Source organism: Pseudomonas tolaasii NCPPB 2192 (genome assembly GCF_002813445.1).
Lineage (GTDB): Bacteria > Pseudomonadota > Gammaproteobacteria > Pseudomonadales > Pseudomonadaceae > Aquipseudomonas > Aquipseudomonas tolaasii.
Map to the genome: position 1 here is coordinate 4,368,034 of NZ_PHHD01000001.1, position 22,449 is coordinate 4,390,482.

General features: G+C 63.0%; 6 protein-coding genes. 2 read left to right on the forward strand and 4 right to left on the reverse strand.

Translation table 11 applies throughout. From position 1 onward, the window contains the following. Positions 1–66: 66 nt before the first annotated feature. Together ATI14_RS20445 and ATI14_RS20450 are read right to left on the reverse strand one after the other, a co-directional pair. The gene (locus ATI14_RS20445; protein ID WP_080520297.1) at positions 67–1,032 is read right to left on the reverse strand and encodes a GlxA family transcriptional regulator; all 966 of its coding nucleotides are present in this window, start codon (positions 1,030–1,032) and stop codon (positions 67–69) included. 68 nt (positions 1,033–1,100) lie between these two features. Continuing rightward, positions 1,101–1,682: a TetR/AcrR family transcriptional regulator gene (locus ATI14_RS20450; RefSeq protein WP_016974514.1), complete on the reverse strand. Its 582-nt coding sequence runs from the start codon at positions 1,680–1,682 to the stop codon at positions 1,101–1,103. 142 nt (positions 1,683–1,824) lie between these two features. Here ATI14_RS20450 and ATI14_RS20455 point away from each other — a divergent pair, with 142 nt between their 5' ends. Continuing rightward, on the forward strand, positions 1,825–2,997 hold the full coding sequence (locus tag ATI14_RS20455) for an MFS transporter (protein ID WP_080520298.1): 1,173 nt from the start codon (positions 1,825–1,827) through the stop codon (positions 2,995–2,997). Here the strand turns inward: ATI14_RS20455 and ATI14_RS20460 are convergent, their stop codons facing one another. After that, complete coding sequence (locus ATI14_RS20460) at positions 2,998–3,363, reverse strand: type II toxin-antitoxin system HicB family antitoxin (protein ID WP_016974512.1); 366 nt, start codon at positions 3,361–3,363, stop codon at positions 2,998–3,000. Further along, the gene (locus ATI14_RS20465; protein WP_017255853.1) at positions 3,360–3,611 is read right to left on the reverse strand and encodes a type II toxin-antitoxin system HicA family toxin; all 252 of its coding nucleotides are present in this window, start codon (positions 3,609–3,611) and stop codon (positions 3,360–3,362) included. Before ATI14_RS20465 ends, ATI14_RS20460 begins: the two co-directional genes overlap by 4 nt. 208 nt (positions 3,612–3,819) lie before the next feature. Here ATI14_RS20465 and ATI14_RS20470 point away from each other — a divergent pair, with 208 nt between their 5' ends. Continuing rightward, entirely contained in the window at positions 3,820–22,434 is an 18,615-nt protein-coding gene (locus ATI14_RS20470) for a non-ribosomal peptide synthase/polyketide synthase (RefSeq protein ID WP_100831508.1), read from the forward strand. Positions 22,435–22,449: the final 15 nt, after the last annotated feature.

The window sequence follows — 22,449 nt, forward strand, 5'->3', positions numbered from 1 at the left end:
TATTCCTCAAGACGGAAAGGGCGCAGAGGTTCAGCTTAGGTCAGCACCGGACGCCCGATCGGCCATTTAACCCTCGTTTCTGGACATTGCCGTTGCGTCAGCCGGGTTTCGCGCCGTGCGCCGGATCAGGCGTGGGGGCTCGCCGAATTGGCGGATGAAGGCACGCCGCATGCGCTCGTCGTCGCCAAAGCCGGTTTGGCGGGCAATATTGTCGAGCGAATGGCGCCCGTCTTGAATCAGCCCAATCGCCGCTTCGACGCGCAGTTTCTCCACGGCTTTGGCAGGCGACAGCCCGGTTTGAGCCAGGAACGCCCGGCTGAACTGTCGCAGGCTCAGGTGCGCAACGTCGGCCAGCTCGCTCAGCGGCAGTGCACGATGCAAGTTGTTGCGCATGTAGCTCATTGCAGCCTGGATTCGGTCGGTTTTTTGTTCCATGTCCAGCAACACCGAGCATTGCGGCTGGCCTGCGGCACGGCGGCTTTGAAGCAGGAAGTTCTTCGACACGGCGCGGGCGACTTCCGCGCCCAGGTCGGCTTCGACCATTGCGAGGGCCTGATCGATACCGGCGGTCATGCCGGCGCTGGTCCAGATGGAGCCATCGACCACGAACAAACGCGATTCGTCCAAGTGCACGTTGGGGTAGCGGGCGCGGAATTCGGCCGCGAAAAACCAGTGGGTGGTGGCGCGCAAACCATCGAGCAGCCCCGCCTGTGCCAGAAAAAACGTGCCGGAGCAGGTCGCCGCGACACGGCGGGTTTGGCTCGCGGCCAGCCGCAGATAGGCCAGCAGGGCAGGTGTGAACTCGCGGTCGTTGCCGCCGCCGATGATGACCGTGTCGAATGCGCTTTGGTCGAAGGCCTCGGTGTGGACCACCACGCCCAGGGAACTGCGGATCGCCCCGCCATTTTCCGATAGCAGCCTGACATCGTAATGGGCTCTTCCCACAGCAGTGTTGGCGCTTTCGAACACCGACAGCGCGGCAAAGCTCATGACACCGAAGCCGGGAAAGGTAATGAAACCGATGCGCTGCATGGGAGGGTTCCGTGACAGGTCGAAGGAGCGGGCTCAAGGCCGTACGCTAACCGTTGCGATGCCGTCTGTCATCGCCTGAGCCCGTGCAGAAACAGCTCCAGACCGTGCAGGCTTTCTTCAAGCCGCTGTTGCGGGTGCTCGTCTGCGGCAATCCACATGGCGGCGCTCACCAGGCTGCCATTGATCAGACGCGCCAGTGCCTGGCTGGCTGCCAGTTCAATGATGCCGGCGTGCATCAGGTTTTCCAGCAGCGCGCCCAGTGAGTCGACACACTGCTGCTGTTGGGCCGCCCCGGCTGTGCCGAGTACCGCCGGCGCATCTTGCAGGACGATCCGTTGGGTTTCGGGGTTCTGTGCCAGGCGCAGATAGCTTCGGCAGCGCTCGCAAAAGCCGTCCCACGGGTCGGTTGCCTGGTCGGTGATGCGCTGCAATTGCGCGTCCATCTCGCTGTCGAGCTGGGCCACCACGGCGGCCAACAGCCCTTTCTTGTCACCGAAGTGGTGGTACAACGCCCCACGCGTCAGGCCTGCGCGGGCCGTGAAGTCGTCCATCGATGTGTTGGCGTACCCTTGCGTGGCGAATGCCTCGCGCGCACTGGCGATCAGTCGGGCGCGGGTGTCTTCGATAATGTCGGCACGGGCTCGGCTCATGAGTAGGGCTCGCAGGGGTAAGTGAGTGATTGACATACGCTGCGTATGTTAGCCATGATATTGCAACATACGCACCGTATGTATTTTGCCTTGATGCGCTCGGATAGCAAGCTTCAGGGCATTCAGGAAGAGGTAGAGCACAATGGCAAACCCCTACGCCGAGTTGTTCCAGGTGCCTGGCGCTCGTGCTTTTGTACTCGCGGGCATGCTGGCGCGCATGCCGGTGTCCATGACGGGCATCGGCTTGATCACCATGCTGTCGCAGGTGCATGGCGGGTATGGCCTGGCTGGTTCGGTGGCGGCGGTATTTGCCTTGGCCACGGCGTTTTGTGCGCCGCAGGTTTCTCGCCTGGTCGACCGTTACAGCCAGGGCAACGTCTTGCCGATTGCCGCAGGGGTTGGCGGCGGCGCGTTATTGATGCTGTTGTTGTGCACGCGCTTGCAGGCACCGAGCTGGCTGCTGTTTGTGTTCGCCGCGCTCGCCGGCTGCATGCCGAATATGTCGGCGATGGTGCGCGCGCGCTGGTCCGAGTTGTATCGCGGCCAGCCAAAGCTGCAGACCGCTTTCGCCCTGGAGTCGGTGCTCGACGAGGTGTGCTTCATTGTCGGCCCGCCGATTTCCGTCGGCCTGAGCGTGGTGCTGTTTCCGGAAGCCGGGCCGCTGGTGGCGGCAATGCTGCTGGCGGTGGGGGTGACCACCTTTGTACTGCAACGCGAAACCGAGCCGCCCGTGCACGAACATCAGGGCCATCACGGTCGCTGGTTGATTGCTTCTCCGTCGGTGCTGATCCTGATGATTCTGCTGCTGGCCATGAGTGTGATCGTCGGTGTGGTGGATGTGGTCAGCGTCGCGTTTGCCCAGCATCAAGGCCAGCCGGCGGCGGCGAGCATTGTGCTGTCGGTGTATGCCATCGGCTCCTGCCTGGCGGGCCTGGCATTCGGTATGCTCAAGCTCAAGGCGCCGCTGCCCCGGCAGTTTCTGTTCTGTGGTGTGGCCACGGCCTTGACTACCTTGCCGTTGCTGCTGGTGACGAATATTCCGGGGCTGGCGGTGGCGATCTTTATCTCTGGCCTGTTTTTCGCCCCCACCCTGATCGTGTCCATGGCCCTGGTTGAGCAAATCGTCCCGCCCAGCCGCTTGACCGAAGGCATGACCTGGCTGATCACCGGCCTGAGCATTGGTGTGGCCATTGGCGCCGCCAGCTCCGGCTGGATGATCGACCATTTTGGGGCCGCCAGCGGTTTCCGGGTGGCCCTGGTGGCCGGGGCGGTGGTGTTGGGCTCGGCCATTTTGGGCGCCCGACGACTTGGGTAGTCAGCCGGCCGCCGGGCTGGAAGCCACACTGTGGTGTTGCAGAAATTCGCTCAAGGCCTGGCGGGTCAAATCGTTCAGCGTCACTTTTTTACGGGTCGCCTCCAGAGCCGCGGCCAGGTGCAGGTCATGGCCGACCCGTACGTTGAACGAGCCCTTGCAGGGTTTTTCCGGTGCTTGCCCCAGGCTCATGCACGTGGCGAGGTAGTCGTCTACGGCTTCGCGAAAAGCCGCATCCAGTTCGGCCACGGTTTTCCCCTCATAGCTGACCAGCGCCTTGATAAACAGCACCTTGCCGAACAGGCAATCGTCTTCGAGGCTGGCTTCTATCGAGCCGATGTAGCCGTTGTGTTTCAGTTGGTTGTTCACTGAATCAGTTCTCCTGATTTCAATTGTTCGATGATCTGGCGCCGAATGTAGTGTTTCAGTTCGTTGCCAGGGTGGGGCTTGTGCAGTGTGATCATTGCACTGGGGTCGCCGATGTCGAACTTGACCCGGCTTCCTGCCCCCTCAATTTGTGTGTAACCCAGTCGGAGCAGAAGCGTTACCAGCTCGGGCCAGGTGAATGCCATTTGCGCATTGAGCAATTTGGCCAGCAGCTTTTCATTTTTGGACACGGCGTTCCTTGCCTGTAACTAAATGTAGTTGCAAAAAGTGGTGTGCGTCAATTCTAGCGCGTGTTGGCACACTCTTCCCGGGATTGCTGTAACCCCTGATGACACCTCGCCCACGCCTTCCATCCCCCGCTAATTTTTCCCTCCCCGGTTCGTTTTATAGGGACGACGTGCCTTTGTGCTTCCTGCCTATTGCTCCGGACACCAACAAATGAATGCTGAAGACTCCTTGAAACTTGCTCGCCGGTTTATCGGGTTGCCCCTGGAAAAACGCCAATTGTTCCTGCAGGCCTTGCAGAAAGAAGGCGTGGATTTTTCCCGGTTTCCGATTCCCGCAGGTGTGGAGGTCGAGGATCGCCAGGCGCTGTCCTACGCGCAGCAACGTATGTGGTTTCTCTGGCAATTGGACCGGGCCAGTGGCGCCTACAATTTGCCGGGCGCGGTACGCCTCAAGGGCGCGTTGAATTTCGGGGCCATGGAGCAAGCCTTCGCCAGCCTGGTGGGGCGCCATGAGACCTTGCGCACCGTCTTCCAGCGCCAGGCCGATGACCGACTGGCACAAGTGGCGGTGGAGCCGTCACTCGCTATCGATCAGCTGGACTTGAGCACCTTGACGCCCGCCGAGCGCGAGCAGGCCGTCATCGATGCGGCGACCCGCCAATCCCTGTTGCCCTTCGACCTGGAGCACGGCCCGCTGCTGCGCGTGCAATTGCTCAAGCTGGATGATCAGGAACACGTGTTGCTGCTGACCCTGCACCACATCGTCTCCGATGGCTGGTCGATGAACGTGCTGATCGATGAGTTCATCCGTTTCTACGACGCCCATGAACGTAACGAAACCCCGCAACTGCCGGCGCTGCCGATTCAGTACAGTGACTACGCCCTGTGGCAGCGGCGCTGGCTGGAGGCGGGGGAGCAGGCGCGCCAGCTGGAGTACTGGCAGGCACGCCTGGGTGATGAGCATCCGGTGCTGGAGTTACCCACTGATCGGGCCCGTCCGGCGATGCCCAGCTACCAGGGCACGCGGCACAATTTTGCAATTGATCCGAGCCTTGCAGCACAACTGCGCAGTTGCGCGCAGAAGCACAATGTAACGCTGTTCATGCTGCTGCTCGGCGCATTCAACGTGTTGCTGCACCGCTACACCGGGCAGGGTGATATCCGCATCGGCGTGCCCATTGCCAATCGCAATCGCAGTGAGGTGGAGGGGCTGATCGGCTTCTTCGTCAACACACAGGTCTTGCGCACCGAACTCACCGGGCAGACCCGCGTCAGCGAATTGCTGCAAGGTATCAAGGAGCACGCGCTCGGCGCCCAGGCCCACCAGGAATTGCCTTTTGAGCGTCTGGTAGAAGCCCTGAAAGTCGAACGCAGCCTCAGTCATACGCCGCTGTTTCAGGTGATGTACAACCACCAGCCGGTGGTCGCCGATATCGCCTCCGTCAGCACGGCCTCCGGCCTGGAGCTGGTTGCGGTGGAATGGCAGGGCCGCACCACCCAGTTTGACTTGACTCTCGATACCTACGAAAAATCCGGCACCCTGCATGCTGCGCTGACCTTCGCCAATGACCTGTTCGATGCGCCTTCGATCGAGCGCATGGCGCAGCACTGGATCAGCCTGTTGCACGCCATGGTGGCCGACGCTGAACAGCGGGTCGGCGAATTGCCGATGCTCAACGCCGATGAGCAGCGCGTGCTGGTGCGTGACTGGAACCAGACGGTCGAGTCGTACCCTACGCAGTGCCCGATTCATCATCTGATCGAGCAGCAGGTGCAGCGCACTCCGCAGGCGCCCGCGTTGGTGTTCGGCTCCACCACGCTGACCTACGCCCAGCTCGACGCGCGCGCCAATCAGTTGGCCAACTTTTTGCGCGAAAAGGGTGTCGGCCCGGATGTGCTGGTAGGTGTCTGTGTCGAGCGCTCCATCGAAATGGTGGTGGGCCTGCTGGCGATTATCAAGGCCGGTGGCGCCTATGTGCCGCTGGACCCGGAGTACCCCGAGGATCGTCTGGCCTACATGATCGAGGACAGCGGCATTGAGTTGCTGCTGACTCAGCAAAGCCTGCAGGCATCACTGCCGAGCCAGGCTATCGAGGTGATCGGCCTTGATCGGGCCGGCGACTGGCTCAGCGGTTTCAGCACTGAAACGCCCACCGTTGAGGTTCATGCGCTCAACCTGGCGTATGTGATCTACACCTCGGGCTCCACCGGCAAACCCAAAGGTGCCGGCAACTCCCATCGTGCGTTGGTCAACCGCCTGTGCTGGATGCAACAGGCTTATGGCCTGGACGCAAGCGATGCGGTGTTGCAGAAAACCCCCTTCAGCTTCGACGTATCCGTGTGGGAGTTCTTCTGGCCCTTGATGACCGGTGCGCGCCTCGTGGTCGCCGCGCCGGGCGAGCACCGTGAACCCGCGCGGCTGATCGATACCATTGGCCGCCACGCCATCACCACCTTGCACTTCGTGCCGTCGATGCTTCAGGCGTTCATCCACGAGCCCGGTGTACAGGCCTGCGCGAGTCTCAAGCGCATTGTGTGCAGTGGCGAAGCCTTGCCGCTGGACGCGCAGCTGCAAGTGTTCGCCAAGTTGCCAGGTGCCGGCTTGTACAACCTGTACGGCCCGACCGAAGCAGCTATCGACGTGACCCACTGGACCTGCGTCGATGAAGGCGCCGACAGCGTGCCCATCGGCCGCCCGATCGCCAACCTGGCGACCTATGTGCTGGACGCCCAGCTCAACCCGGTACCGGCGGGCGTGTCCGGCGAGCTGTACCTGGGCGGCACCGGCCTGGCCCGCAGTTACCACCGTCGCCCGGCATTGACCGCTGAGCGTTTTGTGCCCAGCCCGTTCATTGCGGGCGAACGCCTGTATCGCACCGGCGACCGCGTGTGCCAACGTGCCGATGGCGTGATCGAGTACCTCGGCCGCCTCGATCATCAGGTCAAGCTGCGTGGCTTGCGCATTGAGCTGGGCGAGATAGAAACGCGCTTGATGCAGCACCCGACGGTGCGCGAGGCCGTGGTGCTGGTGCAGGGCGGCAAGCAGCTTGTCGCCTACCTTGTGCTTGAAAGCGACGAGCCGGCGGACCTCAAAGCCTGGTTGCTCAAAAGCCTGCCCGAATACATGGTGCCGACGCACTTGATCACGCTGGCCAAACTGCCGGTGACCGCCAATGGCAAGCTGGACCGCAAGGCGCTGCCGTTGCCGGACGCGGCACCGCAACAGGGGTTTGTCGCTCCGCAAAATGACCTGCAAAAAGCCCTGGCGGCCATCTGGAGCGACGTGCTGGGTGTCGAGCAAGTGGGCCTGGAAGACAACTTTTTCGAACTGGGCGGCGACTCGATCATTTCCATCCAGGTGGTCAGCCGTGCGCGTCAAGCCGGGATCCGTCTGAATCCGCGTGACCTGTTTCAGTACCAAAGCATTCGCAGCCTGGCGCTGGTTGCCACCTTCGAGCAAACCAGTGTCATCGATCAAGGCCCGGTCAGCGGCGACGTGATTCTGACGCCGGTCCAACACAGCTTTTTTGCCCAGGTGATTCCGGCGCGTCAGCACTGGAACCAATCCTTGCTGCTGACCCCGCGTGAAACGCTGGAGCCTGTGCGTCTTGAAGCAGCGTTGACGCAGCTGATCAACCATCACGACGCGCTGCGTTTGCGCTTTGTGCAGCAGGCCGGCGAGTGGCAGCAAGCCCACGCTGCACCGGTGACCGAAGCAGCGCTGTGGCAGTCCCGTGCTGCCGACGATGTCCAACTGGCCGCGTTGTGCGACGAAGCCCAGCGCAGCCTTGACCTGGCGCAAGGCCCGTTGATGCGCGCGGTGCTGGTGGCAATGGCCGATGGCAACCAGCGCCTGCTGCTGGTTGTGCACCACCTGGTGGTGGACGGCGTGTCATGGCGCATTCTGCTGGAAGACCTGCAACAGGCTTATCGCCAGGCGCCATTGCCGGCCAAGACCAGCGCCTATCAGCACTGGGCGCAACAGCTGCAGGCCCACGCGGGCACCCTCAATGCACAACTGCCGTTCTGGCAGGCGCAGACCGTCGACGCCGATTTGCCTTGCGACAACCCTCGGGGCGGTCTGCAAAACCGCCTGGGTAGCAAGCTGGAAACCCGGCTCGGCACCGAGCACACCCGCCAGTTGTTGCAAGACGCGCCGGCGGCCTATCGCACCCAGGTCAATGACTTGCTGTTGACCGCGCTGGCGCGCGTGATCAGCCGCTGGAGCGGCCAGGCGGCGGCGCTGATTCAACTGGAAGGCCATGGCCGCGAGGACCTGTTCGACGCTGTTGACCTGACGCGCACCGTCGGCTGGTTCACCAGCCTGTTCCCGCTGCGCCTGCAAGCGCAGGGCGAGTGGTCGGACGCCATCAAGTCGGTCAAGGAGCAACTGCGCGCCGTGCCCGACAAGGGTCTGGGTTACGGCCTGCTGCGTTACCTCGCTGCGCCTGAGGTGCGTGAAACCCTCGAAACCCTGCCCGTGCCACGTATCACTTTCAACTACCTGGGCCAGTTCGATCGACAGTTCAACGACTCGGCGCTGTTCGTGCCCGCCACTCAGGGTAGCGGCCAGGCGCAGGATCCCGAAGCGCCGCTGGCCAACTGGCTGACAGTGGAAGGGCAGGTGTATGGCGGCGAACTGGCGCTGCAATGGGGCTTCAGCCGCGAGATGTTCCAGGCCTCGACCATTCAGCGCCTGGCTGACGAGTACTCGGCTGAGCTCAAGGCGTTGATCGAGCATTGCTGTGAGACGCCCGCCGGGCAGGTCACGCCGTCGGATTTCCCGCTGGCCCGTGTGACCCGGCAGCAGCTGGATCAATTGCCGGTCGCCGGGCCGGCCATCGCCGACCTTTACCCGCTGTCGCCGATGCAGCAGGGCATGCTGTTTCACACCCTGTACGAGCCGCAGGCCCAGGCCTATATCAACCAGTTGCGCCTGGATATCGACGGCCTCGACCTGTTGACCTTCGGCCGTGCCTGGCAGGCTGCGCTGGACCGCCATGACATTCTGCGCAGCAGCTTCCACTGGCTCGGACTGGACACGGCCCATCAGGTCATCCACCGCCAGGTCGACCTGCAACTTCAGGTGATTGAAGACCCTCAGGCCGACTACGATGCGTTGGCTGACGCCGAGCGTGAGCGCGGGTTCGAGTTGAGCACCGCGCCGCTGTTTCGCCTGATGCTGGTGCGCGGCTCAGGCGTCACCTGGCATCTGATCTTCACCAGCCATCACATCCTGATGGACGGCTGGAGCAATGCCCAATTGCTCGGCGAAGTGCTTGCCCACTATTCAGGCCAGACCCTGGCGACGCCGCCGGGGCAGTTCCGGGACTACCTGGGCTGGCTGCAACAGCAAGCCTCGGGTGAGGCGTTCTGGAAGGCCGCCCTGGCGCCGTTGCAGGCGCCCACCTTGCTGGCCGAAGCGCTGCGCGCACCGGTTGAGGGGGCTGGCATGGCGGACTATCCGGTGGCTCTGGACAGCGCATTCACCCAGGCCCTCGGCGACTTCGCCCGCCAGCACAAAATCACCCTCAATACCGTGCTGCAAGGTGCCTGGAGCCTGTTGCTGCAACGCTATACCGGGCAGGCGTGCGTGGCTTTCGGCGCTACTGTTTCCGGGCGTTCGGCACCGTTGCCGGGGATCGAGCAGCAACTGGGCTTGTTCATCAACACCTTGCCGATCATCAGCGCAGCTTCGCCTGCGCGCCTGGCCGGCGAATGGCTGGGCGAGCTGCAAGCCCTGAACGTCAGCCTGCGCGACCATGAACACACGCCGTTGTTCGACATTCAGGGCTGGGCCGGTCAGCAGGGCGCCGCGTTGTTCGACACCTTGCTGGTGTTCGAAAACTTCCCGGTGGCCGAAGCGCTGAAACAGGGCGCACCTGCCGGGCTGACCTTCGGCAAGATGCACAACTATGAGCGCACCCATTACCCGCTGACCCTGGGCATCGAGCTGGGTGCGAACCTGCGCCTGGAGTTCAGTTACGACTGCGCCCGTTTCAGCGCGCAGCAGGTCGCCCAATTGAGTGCCAACCTGCAGCACGTGCTGATGCAACTGGTGGCAAATGCGCAGGTGCCGCTCGGTAACCTTCAACTGCTGGACGGCAGCGCACAACGCGATCTGCTCGCTCTCAGCCAAACCCCGCGAGCCGTCGAGCGAGCGCTGCGTGTGCACGAGCGTATCGCCGCCCAGGCCGACGCCACGCCAGATGCTCTGGCGGTGCAGGCCGGCAGCGAGCGTCTGACGTATGCGCAACTCAATCAGCGGGCCAACCGCCTGGCCCATCGTTTGCTGGAGCAGGGCGTTGGTCCGGGTCAGCGTGTGGGGCTGGCGGCGCGGCGCGGGCCGCAGTTGATCGTCAGCTTGCTGGCCGTACTGAAAAGCGGGGCCGCGTATGTGCCGCTCGACCCCAAACTCCCGGCAGAGCGCCTGGCGTACATGCTGGCGGACAGCCGCCTGAGCCTGTTGCTCGGCGAAACCGGCCTGCTCGCCGATCTGCCATTGCCTCAAGGGCTGGCGCGCGTGGACTTCAGTGCATCCGGCGAGGAGCTGGCGGGCTACCCGACAACCAATCCGTCCAACCACGCTGATCGCGCCGACCTGGCCTATGTGATCTACACCTCGGGCTCCACCGGCCAGCCCAAAGGCGTGGCCATCGACCATGCCGCCCTCGACCAGTTCTGCGACACGGCAGCCGCTTACAGTGCGCTGACGCCCGCCGACCGCGTGCTGCAGTTTGCAACCTTCAGCTTCGACGGCTTTGTCGAGCAGTGCTACCCGCCGCTGTGCGTTGGCGCCGCATTGATCATGCGCGGCGAAGACCTGTGGGACGCCGAGTGGCTGGCCCGTGAAATCGTCGAGCAAGGCGTGACCCTGGCCGACTTGCCCGCCGCCTACTGGTACCTGCTCGCCAAGGAGTGTGCCGCCAGCGGCCGTACGCTGGGCAACCTGCGCCAAGTGCACGTCGGCGGTGAAGCCATGGCCGTGGAAGGTGTGCGCGCCTGGCACGAAGCCGGTTTGCAAGGCGTGCGTTTGCTGAACACCTATGGCCCGACCGAAGCCACCGTGGTCTCCAGCGTGCATGACTGCCAACTGGCCGATGCCCATGACGCCTATGGCATGCCGATCGGGCGCGCCATCGAAGGTCGCGCGCTGTACGTGCTGGACAGTGGTTTTGAACTGCTGCCCAACTGTGGCGTCGGCGAACTGTGCATCGGTGCTTCGGCCGGTTTGGCCCAGGGGTATTTCGACCGCCCGGCGCTGACGGCCGAGCGCTTCCTGCCGGATCCGTTTTCCGGCGTGCCGGGCGCGCGGCTTTACCGCAGCGGCGACCTGGCGCGTTACAACGAGCGTGCTGTTCTGGAGTACGTGGGCCGTATCGACCATCAGGTGAAGATTCGCGGTTTCCGTATCGAAATGGGCGAAATCGAAGCCTGCCTGCAAGCCCTGCCCGAGGTACGTGAAGCGGCTGTGCTGGCCCTGGACGGGCCTACCGGCGCACAACTGGTGGCTTATGTTGTACCGCACGCAGAATCGCTTGATGCGCAAGCGCTGGCCGCCGTGTTGCGCCAGTCCCTGCCGGACTACATGGTGCCGGCACACTGGGTCGTGCTGCAGGCCTTGCCGCTGAACAACAACGGCAAGCTTGACCGGCGCGCGCTGCCACAGCCGGACATGAACGAATCCCGTGCACGCTACCTGGCGCCGCAAACTTCATTGCAGCATCAGTTGGCGGGCATCTGGCAAGCCGTGTTGCAGGTTGAGCAGGTCGGGCTGGAAGACCATTTCTTCGAGCGTGGCGGGCATTCGCTGCTGGCCACGCAGGTCATTTCCCGGGTGCGCCATGAACTCAAGCGGGAAGTGCCGTTGCGCGCCTTGTTCGAGCAGCCGACATTGCGCCGCTTTGCCCTGGCCTGTGAAGGCGCGCAGACCCTGGACACGGTACCGATGGTGGCGCTCAAGCGGGGCCAGCCGATGGCATTGTCGTCGGCCCAGGAGCGCCAATGGTTTCTCTGGCAGTTGGACCCTCGCAGCGCGGCCTATCACGTCCCGACTGCATTGCACCTGCGCGGCCAGTTGAACCGGGCTGCGCTGGAGCAGGCATTCCAGGCGCTGGTGCAGCGTCATGAGGCGTTGCGCACTACCTTTGTCGAAGAAGATGGCCGGGCATTACAGGTGATCCATTCCAGCCTGGCGCTGGTGGTGGAAACCGTCAGCATTGAAGCGACAGCGATTGATGCGTGTGTGGAGCAGGAAATCCGGCGCCCGTTCGACCTGATTCGCGGGCCGCTGATGCGGGTCAAGTTGTTCGCGGTCCAGCCGGATCATCACGTGTTGGTCATTACCCAGCACCACATTATCTCCGACGGTTGGTCGATGCAGATTGTGGTGGACGAGCTAGTGCGGCTCTACACCGGTTACTGTGAAGATGCCCCCGCGCCGCTGGCGGCATTGCCTCTACAGTACGCCGATTACGCTGCCTGGCAGCGCCAGTGGACGGCCGGTGACGAGCATGCCCGCCAACTGGCGTACTGGCGCGACCAGTTGGGAGGCGAGCAGCCGGTGCTGGCACTGCCGCTGGACTTCCCGCGCCCGGCTGAACAGAGCTACCGGGGGGCGCGTCTGGACTTCGCCTTGCCGGAAGAATTGGCTCAGGCGTTGCAGCGTTTGGCGCAGCGTGAACACGTCACGATCTTTACCTTGCTGCTGGCCTCGTTCCAGATGCTGCTGCACCGCTACAGCGGCCAGGATGACATCCGTGTCGGGGTGCCCGTGGCCAACCGCAATCGCCTCGAAACCGAGGGGCTTGTCGGGTTCTTCGTCAATACCCAGGTCTTGCGCGCGCAGTTCGATGGCGCGCCGGCGTTCACGCAGCTCCTGCAACAGGTTCACCAGTCGGTGCTGGATGCCCAGAGCTTCCAGGACCTGCCCTTTGAGCAGTTGGTCGAAACCCTGCAACCCGAGCGCAGCCTGAGCCATAGCCCTTTGTTCCAGGTGTTGTTCAACCATCAGAACCGCACAACCCGCACGATCGAGTTGCCGGCGCTGACGATTGAGGGGGGGGCATGGGACAGCGCCACGGCGCAGTTCGACCTGACTCTTGAAACAGGGGAGGTGCAGGGTGGTCTGGCGGCTTCGTTGACCTACGCCACGGATCTGTTCAGTGCCGACACGATCAAGCGCATGGCGGGGCATTGGCTGGCGTTGCTGCAAGCCGTCGTGGGCAAACCTGACGACAGGCTCGGTGATCTGGCGATGTTGAGCGCCGTCGAGCGGCAATTGATCCTTCAAGACTGGAACGCCACCGCCGAGCGCTATCCGCTGGACGCTTCGGTTCAGCAGTTGATTGAAGCTCAGGTGCTGAAGGCGCCGGGCGCGCAAGCTCTGGCGTTTGGCGAGACCCGCCTGACTTATGCTGAACTGAATACCCGCGCCAACCAGCTGGCCCATCAGTTGATCGCCCATGGCGTCGGCCCGGATGTGCTGGTGGGTATCGCCGTTGAGCGGTCGATTGAAATGGTGGTGGGGTTGCTGGCGATCCTCAAGGCGGGCGGGGCGTATGTGCCGTTTGACCCTGAGTATCCGCAGGAGCGTTTGCAGTACATGATCGAGGACAGCGGCATTGGTTTGTTGCTGACGCAGCAGGCGCTTTTGAAGCATTTGCCGATTCCGCAAGGCCTGCAAACACTCGTTTTGGATCAGCTGAACAACACAGGTTTCAGCTCCGAAAACCCGAATGTCCCGGTCACCGGCGAAAACCTCGCCTACGTGATCTACACCTCCGGCTCCACCGGCAAACCCAAAGGCGCCGGCAACCGCCATTCTGCGCTGACCAACCGCCTGTGCTGGATGCAGCAGGCTTACCAACTGGGCGCCAGCGACACCGTGCTGCAGAAAACTCCGTTCAGTTTCGACGTGTCGGTGTGGGAATTTTTCTGGCCGTTGATGACCGGCGCGCGCCTGGTCGTCGCCGCCCCCGGCGACCACCGCGACCCCGCCAAACTGGTCGAGTTGATCAACCGCGAGCAGGTCAGCACTCTGCACTTCGTACCGTCGATGTTGCAGGCCTTCCTGCAGGACACGGGCGTAGCCCAGTGCACCAGCCTCACGCGCATCGTGTGCAGCGGCGAAGCCTTGCCGGCGGACGCGCAGCAACAGGTATTCGCCAAGCTTCCACAAGCCAATCTTTACAACCTCTACGGCCCAACCGAAGCCGCCATCGACGTGACCCACTGGACCTGCGTCGAAGAGGGCCGCGACAGCGTGCCGATCGGTCGCCCGATTGCCAACCTGGCCTGCTACATCCTCGACGACAACCTGGAGCCGGCGCCCGTCGGCGTCCTCGGCGAGCTGTACTTGGGTGGGGAAGGGCTGGCACGCGGTTACCATCGTCGCCCGTCCCTGACTGCCGAGCGTTTTGCTGTCAGCCCATTCGGCCACGGCGAGCGCCTGTACCGCACCGGTGACCTGGCGCGCTACCGCGCCGATGGCGTGATCGAATACGCCGGGCGCATCGACCATCAGGTCAAGCTGCGTGGCCTGCGTATCGAGCTGGGCGAGATCGAAGCGCGATTGCTGGAGCATGTGCAGGTTCGTGAGGCGGTGGTCGTCGTTGTCGATAACGCGTTACTGGCGGCTTATGTGGTGCCGGTCGAAAACGGCGTGCTGGATGTCGATTCGCTCAAACAGCACATCGCTCAAGCGCTCCCCGGTCATATGGTGCCCAGCCATATCCAGCCGCTGGCACAGATGCCCTTGAGCCCGAATGGCAAGCTTGATCGCAAGGCATTGCCCGCCTTCGACACGGGTGTGTCGCAGTCAGCCTACGTTGCGCCGCACACCGAAACGCAAAAGCAGGTGGCCGCTATCTGGCAGTCCGTGCTGGGCGTCGACTCCGTAGGGCTCAACGACAACTTCTTTGCCTTGGGAGGGCACTCTCTGTTGGCCACTCAGGTGACGTCGCGGGTTCGCGGGTTGCTTGGGCTCGACGTACCGCTCAAATCCCTGTTCGAGCACGGCACCTTGCACGCCTACGTGCAGTCGCTGGCTGCGCTGTCGGCGCAGGATACCGCGCCTGCCATCAGCCGAATCGAGCGCAACCAGCCGCTGGGCTTGTCGTATGCCCAGGAGCGCCAGTGGTTCCTTTGGCAGTTGGACCCGCACAGTGCTGCTTATCACATTCCTACCGCGTTGCGCTTGAGGGGGCGCTTTGACCTGGGGGCCTTGCAGCATGCCTTCGATGCGCTGATTCGCCGTCACGAGGCGCTGCGCACGCACTTTGTTGTCGATGGGGAGCGCACCCTGCAAGTGATCCGCGCGCCTTTCGCGCTGAACATTGAGGTCGAGCCAGTCGCCGTGGATATCGGCGCGAGGGGTATCACGGCGCTGGTTGAGGCGGAAATCGCCCGTCCATTCGATTTGCTGGCGGGGCCGCTGTTACGGGTCAAATTGCTGCAACTGGCCGAGGATGACCATGTGTTGGTGCTGACCCAGCATCACATCGTCTCGGATGCCGCCTCGATGCAGATTGTGGTGGCCGAGCTGATCGAGCGCTATGCCGACTGCTTGCAGGGTGACGTGGACGACGCCCCTGAGTTGGCGCTCGATTATGTCGATTATGCGCAATGGCAGCGCAACTGGATGGACGCCGGTGAGCGTGAGCGGCAACTGGCCTATTGGGTCGGGCAATTGGGCGGGGAGCAACCGGTGCTGGAGTTGCCGCTGGACCACCCGCGCCCGGCGGTGCAGAGCTACCGTGGTGCACGTCTGGACCTCCAGGTGCCCCAAGCCCTGAGCCAGGGCTTGCAGGCGTTGGCCCGTCGCGAAGGCACGACCTTGTACATGCTGTTGCTGGCCTCCTTCCAGACCCTGCTGCATCGCTACAGCGGGCAGCGCGATGTGCGTGTGGGCGTGCCGATTGCCAACCGTAACCGGGTTGAAACCGAAAGTCTGATCGGCTTCTTCGTCAACACTCAGGTCATGCGCGCCGAGGTGGATGCCCAACAGCCATTCAGCACGTTGCTCCAGCAGGTTCGGCACGCGGCGCTGCAGGCCCAGGCTCATCAGGATCTGCCGTTCGAACAACTGGTTGAGGCACTGGCCCCGACCCGCAGCTTAAGCCATAGCCCGCTGTTCCAGGTGATGTTCAATCACCAGGCCAGTGACGCCCGTGTATCCCGGGCGCGCGCGGTGCCGGGGCTGAGTATTCAGGACGTGCAGTGGGACAGCCACACCGCCCAGTTCGATTTGACCCTGGACACCCACGAGTCGGCAGACGGCGTGCATGCGTCGCTGACCTACGCGACGGACCTGTTTGAACCCGGCCGCATTGAGCGCATGGCGCAGCACTGGCTGGCGCTGCTGCAAGGCATCGTAGATGCACCGGATCGCGCGGTAGGTGAACTGGCGCTGCTGAGTGCGGCTGAGCAGCAGATGATTCTGCAGGACTGGAACGCCACCGCCGAACGCTATCCGCTGGACGCTTCGGTTCAGCAGTTGATTGAAACTCAGGTGCTGAAGGCGCCGGGCGCGCAAGCTCTGGCGTTTGGCGATGTATCGCTGAGTTACAGCGAGCTGAATACCCGCGCCAACCAGTTGGCCCATCAGTTGATCGCCCACGGCGTCGGCCCGGATGTGCTGGTGGGCATCGCCGTTGAGCGGTCGATTGAAATGGTGGTGGGGTTGCTGGCGATCCTCAAGGCGGGCGGGGCGTATGTGCCGTTTGATCCTGAGTATCCGCAGGAACGTTTGCAGTACATGATCGAAGACAGCGGCATTGGTTTGTTGCTGACGCAGCAGGCGCTGGTTTCTCAACTGCCTGTTCCGCAAGGCCTGCAAACACTGGTTCTAGACCAGTTGAACAACACAGGTTTCAGCTCCGAAAACCCGAATATCCCGGTCACCGGCGAAAACCTCGCCTACGTGATCTACACCTCCGGCTCCACCGGCAAACCCAAAGGCGCCGGCAACCGCCATTCGGCGCTGACCAACCGCCTGTGCTGGATGCAGCAGGCTTACCAACTGGGCGCCAGCGACACCGTGCTGCAGAAAACTCCGTTCAGCTTCGACGTGTCGGTGTGGGAATTTTTCTGGCCGCTGATCACCGGCGCGCGCCTGGTCGTCGCCGCCCCCGGCGATCATCGCGACCCCGCCAGGCTGGTCGAGTTGATCAACCGCGAGCAAGTCAGCACCTTGCACTTCGTGCCGTCGATGTTGCAGGCCTTCCTGCAGGACACGGGCGTAGCCCAGTGCACCAGCCTCACGCGCATCGTGTGCAGCGGCGAAGCGTTGCCGGCGGACGCGCAGCAACAGGTATTCGCCAAGCTTCCACAAGCCAATCTTTACAACCTCTACGGCCCAACCGAAGCCGCCATCGACGTGACCCACTGGACCTGCGTCGAAGAGGGCCGCGACAGCGTGCCGATCGGTCGCCCGATTGCCAACCTGGCCTGCTACATCCTCGACGACAACCTGGAGCCGGTGCCTGTCGGCGTCCTCGGCGAGCTGTACCTGGGCGGGGAAGGGTTGGCGCGTGGTTACCATCGTCGCCCCTCCCTGACTGCTGAACGTTTTGCGGTCAGCCCGTTCGGCCACGGCGAGCGGCTTTACCGCACCGGTGACCTGGCACGCTACCGGGCCGACGGCGTGATCGAATACGCCGGGCGCATCGACCATCAGGTCAAGTTGCGTGGCCTGCGTATCGAATTGGGCGAGATCGAAGCGAGACTGCTGGAGCATGAAGCCGTCCGGGAAACCGCCGTCACCGTCATCGACGGCAAACACCTGCTGGCCTACGTGGTACTCGCCGAAACCCGCGACAACTGGCGCGAAACCCTGAGCACCTACCTGCAACAAAGCCTGCCGGATTACATGGTGCCTAATCAGTGGATGCTGCTGGAGCAACTGCCGCTGTCGCCCAACGGCAAGCTGGACCGCAAGGCGCTGCCGAAACCGGATGCGGCGGTGCAGCAAGCCTACGTGGCGCCACGCAGCGAGCTGGAACAACGTATTGCGTCCGTCTGGGCCGATGTGTTGCGGGTGGAGCAGGTCGGTGTAACCGACAACTTCTTTGAGTTGGGCGGCGACTCGATCATCTCGATCCAGGTGGTGGGGCGTGCGCGGCAGGCGGGCATTCACTTCACCCCCAAAGAGCTGTTCCAGTATCAGACCGTGCAAGGCCTGGCGGCTATCGCCCGGCGCGGCGAACCGGCATCGACCGTTGATCAGGGCCCGGTGACCGGCAGCCTGCCGTTGTTGCCGTTCCAGCAGTGGTTCTTCGACAGCGCCATGCCTGAGCCTCATCACTGGAACCAGTCGGTGTTGCTCACCTCCCACGAGCCGATGCAGGCCGAGCTGATCGAACAGGCACTGCAGGCGCTGGTGCAGCATCACGATGCCTTGCGCCTGCGTTTCAGCCCAACTCCAGCAGGGTGGGGGGCGGAACACGCGCCGGTCGAAGGGGGGCAGCCGTTGTTGCATCAGGTGACGCTGCAAACACGCGACGAAATCGAAGCGGCGTGCGATGCCGCCCAGCGCAGTCTGGATATTCAGCACGGCCCGCTGTTGCGCGGCCTGTTGATCGAGCTGGCCGATGGCACGCAGCGTTTGCTGCTGGTGATCCATCACCTGGCGGTGGACGGCGTGTCATGGCGGGTGCTGCTGGAAGATCTGCAACAGGCTTATCAAGGCGCCTTAAGTGGCAACAGGGTAACCCTTGCCGCCAAGACAGCCGCCTTCAAAACCTGGGCCGATCGTTTGCAGGCCCATGCCCAAAGTGATGCGTTGCTTGGCGAACGCGCCTGGTGGCAGGCGCAATTGGCGGATGCCGACGCCCAACTGCCTTGCAAGGCTACCGAGGCGGTGCTGCGCAATAACCAGGCGCGCAACGTACAGGTGCAACTGAGTCGTGAGCTGACACAGCGCTTGCTGCAACAGGCGCCCGTGGCGTATCGCACCCAGGTCAACGACCTGTTGTTGACCGCTCTGACGCGGGTTGTCGGGCGCTGGAGCGGCCAGGCATCGACCCTGATTCAGCTGGAAGGGCACGGGCGAGAAGAGCTGTTCGACGATATCGACCTGAGCCGCACCGTCGGCTGGTTCACCACGGCGTTCCCGGTGCGTTTGAAGCCTGCGCCGGATCTTGCAGGCTCGATCAAGCAGGTCAAGGAGCAACTGCGCGCGATCCCCAACAAAGGCATTGGTTTTGGTCTGCTGCGTTACCTTGCCGATGCCGAGACGCAGCGTGCGTTCAGCGAGTTGCCGGCGCCGCGCATCACCTTCAACTACCTGGGGCAACTGGATCGTCAGTTTGACGACGGCGCGCTGTTCACCCCGGCCACTGAGTCCGGCGGTAACGAGCAGAGCCCGTTGGCGCCGCTGGCTAACTGGCTGGTGCTCAACGGACAGGTTTACGACGGCAAGTTCAGCCTTGGCTGGACGTTCAGCGACCTGTTGTTCGATGAGGCGACCGTGAAGCGCCTGGCTGATGACTATATCGCCGAGCTGACCGGGTTGATCGAGCATTGCAGTGATGCCGCAAACAGCGCGGTAACGCCATCCGATTTTCCGTTGGCCGCATTGAGCCAGGCGCAGCTGGATGCGTTGCCCGTGCCGTGCGAAAACATCGAAGACATCTACCCGTTGTCGCCGATGCAGCAAGGCATGCTGTTCCACAGCCTGTATCAACAGGGCGGCGGCGACTACATCAACCAATTGCGGGTCAGCGTGCGAGGGCTAGATGCAGAGCGTTTCCGTACGGCCTGGCAGGACGCCGTGCAGCACCACGAAAGCTTGCGCAGTGGTTTCATCTGGGCAGGTGAGCAGCAATTGCCGTTGCAGGTTGTGCATCGGCACGTGGTGGTGCCGTTCACCGTTTACGACTGGCAGTCGCGCGAGGACCTGACAGAGGCGGTACAGCAATTGGCAGCCACGCGACGCGAGCAGGGTTTCGACCTACAAGCCGCGCCGCTGTTGCGTTTGGACCTGGTGCGCAGCGGCCCTGACAGCATCGAGCTGATCTACACCAGCCATCACATTTTGATGGACGGCTGGAGCAACTCCCAGTTGCTTGGCGAAGTGTTGCAGCGTTACAGCGGCACACCACCTGGCGCGCGTACTGGGCGTTACGGTGACTACATTGCCTGGCTGCAACGCCAGGACAGCGTGGCGGGCGAGCACTTCTGGAAAGAGCAGTTGGCTGCGCTGGAGGAACCGACCCGTCTGGCGAGTACGGCACACTCGGCACCGCCGGGCCAGGGCTATGGCGACTTGTATGACCTGATCGACACCCAACAGACGCGCCGTTTGGGCGAGTTTGCCCGGCATCAAAAAGTCACGCTGAACACCGTGGTGCAGGCAGCCTGGTCGTTGCTGTTGCAGCGGCGTACGGGGCAGTCGGTCGTGGCGTTCGGTGCCACGGTCGCGGGGCGTCCGGCCGATGTGCCGGGGGCGTTGCAGCAGGTGGGGCTGTTTATCAATACCTTGCCGGTCATGAGTGGCGTGTCGGCGGATTGTCGAGTGGGCGACTGGTTGCAAGGCCTGCAATCGCTCAACCTGCGTCTGCGCGAATACGAGCACACGCCGTTGTTTGATATTCAGCGCTGGGCCGGGCAGGGCGGCGACGCGTTGTTCGACACCCTGCTGGTGTTCGAGAACTACCCGGTGTCCCAGGCGCTCGAACAAGGCGCTCCGGCGGGGCTTGCGTTCGGTCAGGTACACAGCCAGGAACAGAGTAACTACCCGTTGACCCTGGCCGTGGGCCTGGAAGACAGCCTGTCGCTGCATTACAGCTACGACCGGCAACACTTCTCGCCGGCGTCGATTGAGCAGGTGAATGCGCAGCTGCGCCAGGTGCTGCTGCAAATGCTTGAGGTGGGCGCCCAAGGGCGTGTCGATGCAATCGACCTGCTTGATGAGCACACCCGTCAACGGATCCTGAAGGACTGGAACCCGTCGGTGGCGACCTATACGCAGACGGACTGTTTGCATCACCTGATCGAGCGGCAAGTGGAAAAGGCACCGCACGCCGTTGCACTGGTGTGTGAAGGCGAGCAACTGACGTACGGCGCGTTGAACCGGCGCGCGAACCGTCTGGCCCACGCGCTGATCGCCGAAGGTGTCGGCCCCGAGGTATTGGTGGGCATCGCCGTGGAGCGTTCGTTCGACATGCTGGTGGGCTTGCTGGCGATTCTCAAGGCCGGTGGCGCCTATGTGCCCCTGGACCCGGCGTATCCCCAGGAGCGTTTGCAATACATGATCGAAGACAGCGGCCTGACGCTGCTGCTCACCCAGGCGCATCTGCCTGGCCCGGACGGCGTGCGCCGCTTGCTGATCGATGCCGATTACCCGGCCATCGAGCACAACCCGCAGGTGGCCGTCGGCCCGCAGAACCTGGCGTATGTGATTTACACCTCAGGCTCCACCGGTAAACCGAAAGGCACCCTGTTGCCGCACAGCAACGTGCTGCGTTTGTTCCAGGCTACCGAGGGCTGGTTTGATTTCGGGCCGCAGGATTGCTGGTCGCTGTTCCACTCCTATGCCTTCGACTTTTCGGTGTGGGAGATCTTCGGCGCGCTGCTGTATGGCGGGCGTTTGTTGATCGTGCCGCAAGATGTCAGTCGCTCACCGCAGGCGTTCTTCGATTTGCTCTGTGCCGAACAGGTCACGGTGCTGAACCAGACGCCGTCGGCCTTCAAGCAGCTGATGCAAGTGGCTTGCGCGGCTGAGGCATCGCGCAGCACGGCGCTGCGTTATGTGGTGTTTGGCGGCGAGGCCCTGGAGGTCAGCAGCTTGCGGCCCTGGTTCGAGCGCTTCGGCGACGCTGCACCGCAGTTGATCAACATGTACGGGATCACCGAAACCACCGTGCACGTCACTTACCGGCCGCTGTCGCTGGCCGACCTCGACAACGGTGTTTCGAGCCCGATTGGCGTGGCCATCCCGGACCTGTCGTGGTACGTACTGGACCGGGACCTGAACCCCGTGCCGGCGGGCTGCACCGGCGAGTTGTACGTCGGGGGCGCAGGCCTGGCACGGGGTTACCTGCACCGTGGCGACTTGAGCAGCACGCGTTTTATTCCGAATCTGTTCTCGGCGGCAGGCGAGCGTCTGTACCGCACCGGTGACCTGGCCCGCTATGGCGCTGACGGGGTGATTGAGTACGTCGGGCGGATCGATCATCAGGTCAAGATCCGCGGTTTCCGTATCGAGTTGGGTGAAGTCCAGGCGCGCCTGCAGGCGCAGCCCGCTGTGCGCGAAGCCGTGGTGCTGGCCCACGAGGGGGCTGGCGGTACGCAATTGGTTGGCTATGTGGTGCCGGTCGGCCCCATTGACGACCTGGGTGCCTGGCGTGAAACCCTCAAGGCCGCGCTGCGTGAAGACTTGCCGGAGTACATGGTGCCCGCGCATTTGCTGGCGCTGGATCAGATGCCACTGACCGCCAACGGCAAGCTGGACCGTAAGGCCCTGCCCGAGCCCGACGCCAGTTTGTTGCAGCAGGCCTACGTGGCGCCGCAAAGCGAGCTGGAACACACGGTGGCGGCGGTCTGGGCGCAGGTGTTGGGGCTGGAGCGGGTGGGCATGAGCGACAACTTCTTCGAGCTCGGCGGCCATTCGCTGCTGGCGACCCAGGCGATGTTGCGCCTGCGTGAGCAGCTGAACCTCGATATCACGATCAAAACCTTGTTCACCACCGCTGATCTGGCCGAGTTCTGCCAGGCCGTGCAGGCGCTTGAGCCGGATTTTGAACCTATTCACGATGTTTTGGCTAAATCAATGGAGGCCCTCAATCGTTTATCAGCCGATGAACTTGAAAAACTGATTTCCTAGTGAGGACCACACATG

What these genes read in the sequence shown, in the direction of transcription:
- ATI14_RS20445 (WP_080520297.1), bottom strand. Translation starts at nt 1,032, where the DNA reads ATGCAGCGCATCGGTTTCATTACCTTTCCCGGCTTCGGTGTCATGAGC.
- ATI14_RS20455 (WP_080520298.1), top strand. Translation starts at nt 1,825, where the DNA reads ATGGCAAACCCCTACGCCGAGTTGTTCCAGGTGCCTGGCGCTCGTGCT.
- ATI14_RS20470 (WP_100831508.1), top strand. Translation starts at nt 3,820, where the DNA reads ATGAATGCTGAAGACTCCTTGAAACTTGCTCGCCGGTTTATCGGGTTG.
- ATI14_RS20450 (WP_016974514.1), bottom strand. Translation starts at nt 1,682, where the DNA reads ATGAGCCGAGCCCGTGCCGACATTATCGAAGACACCCGCGCCCGACTG.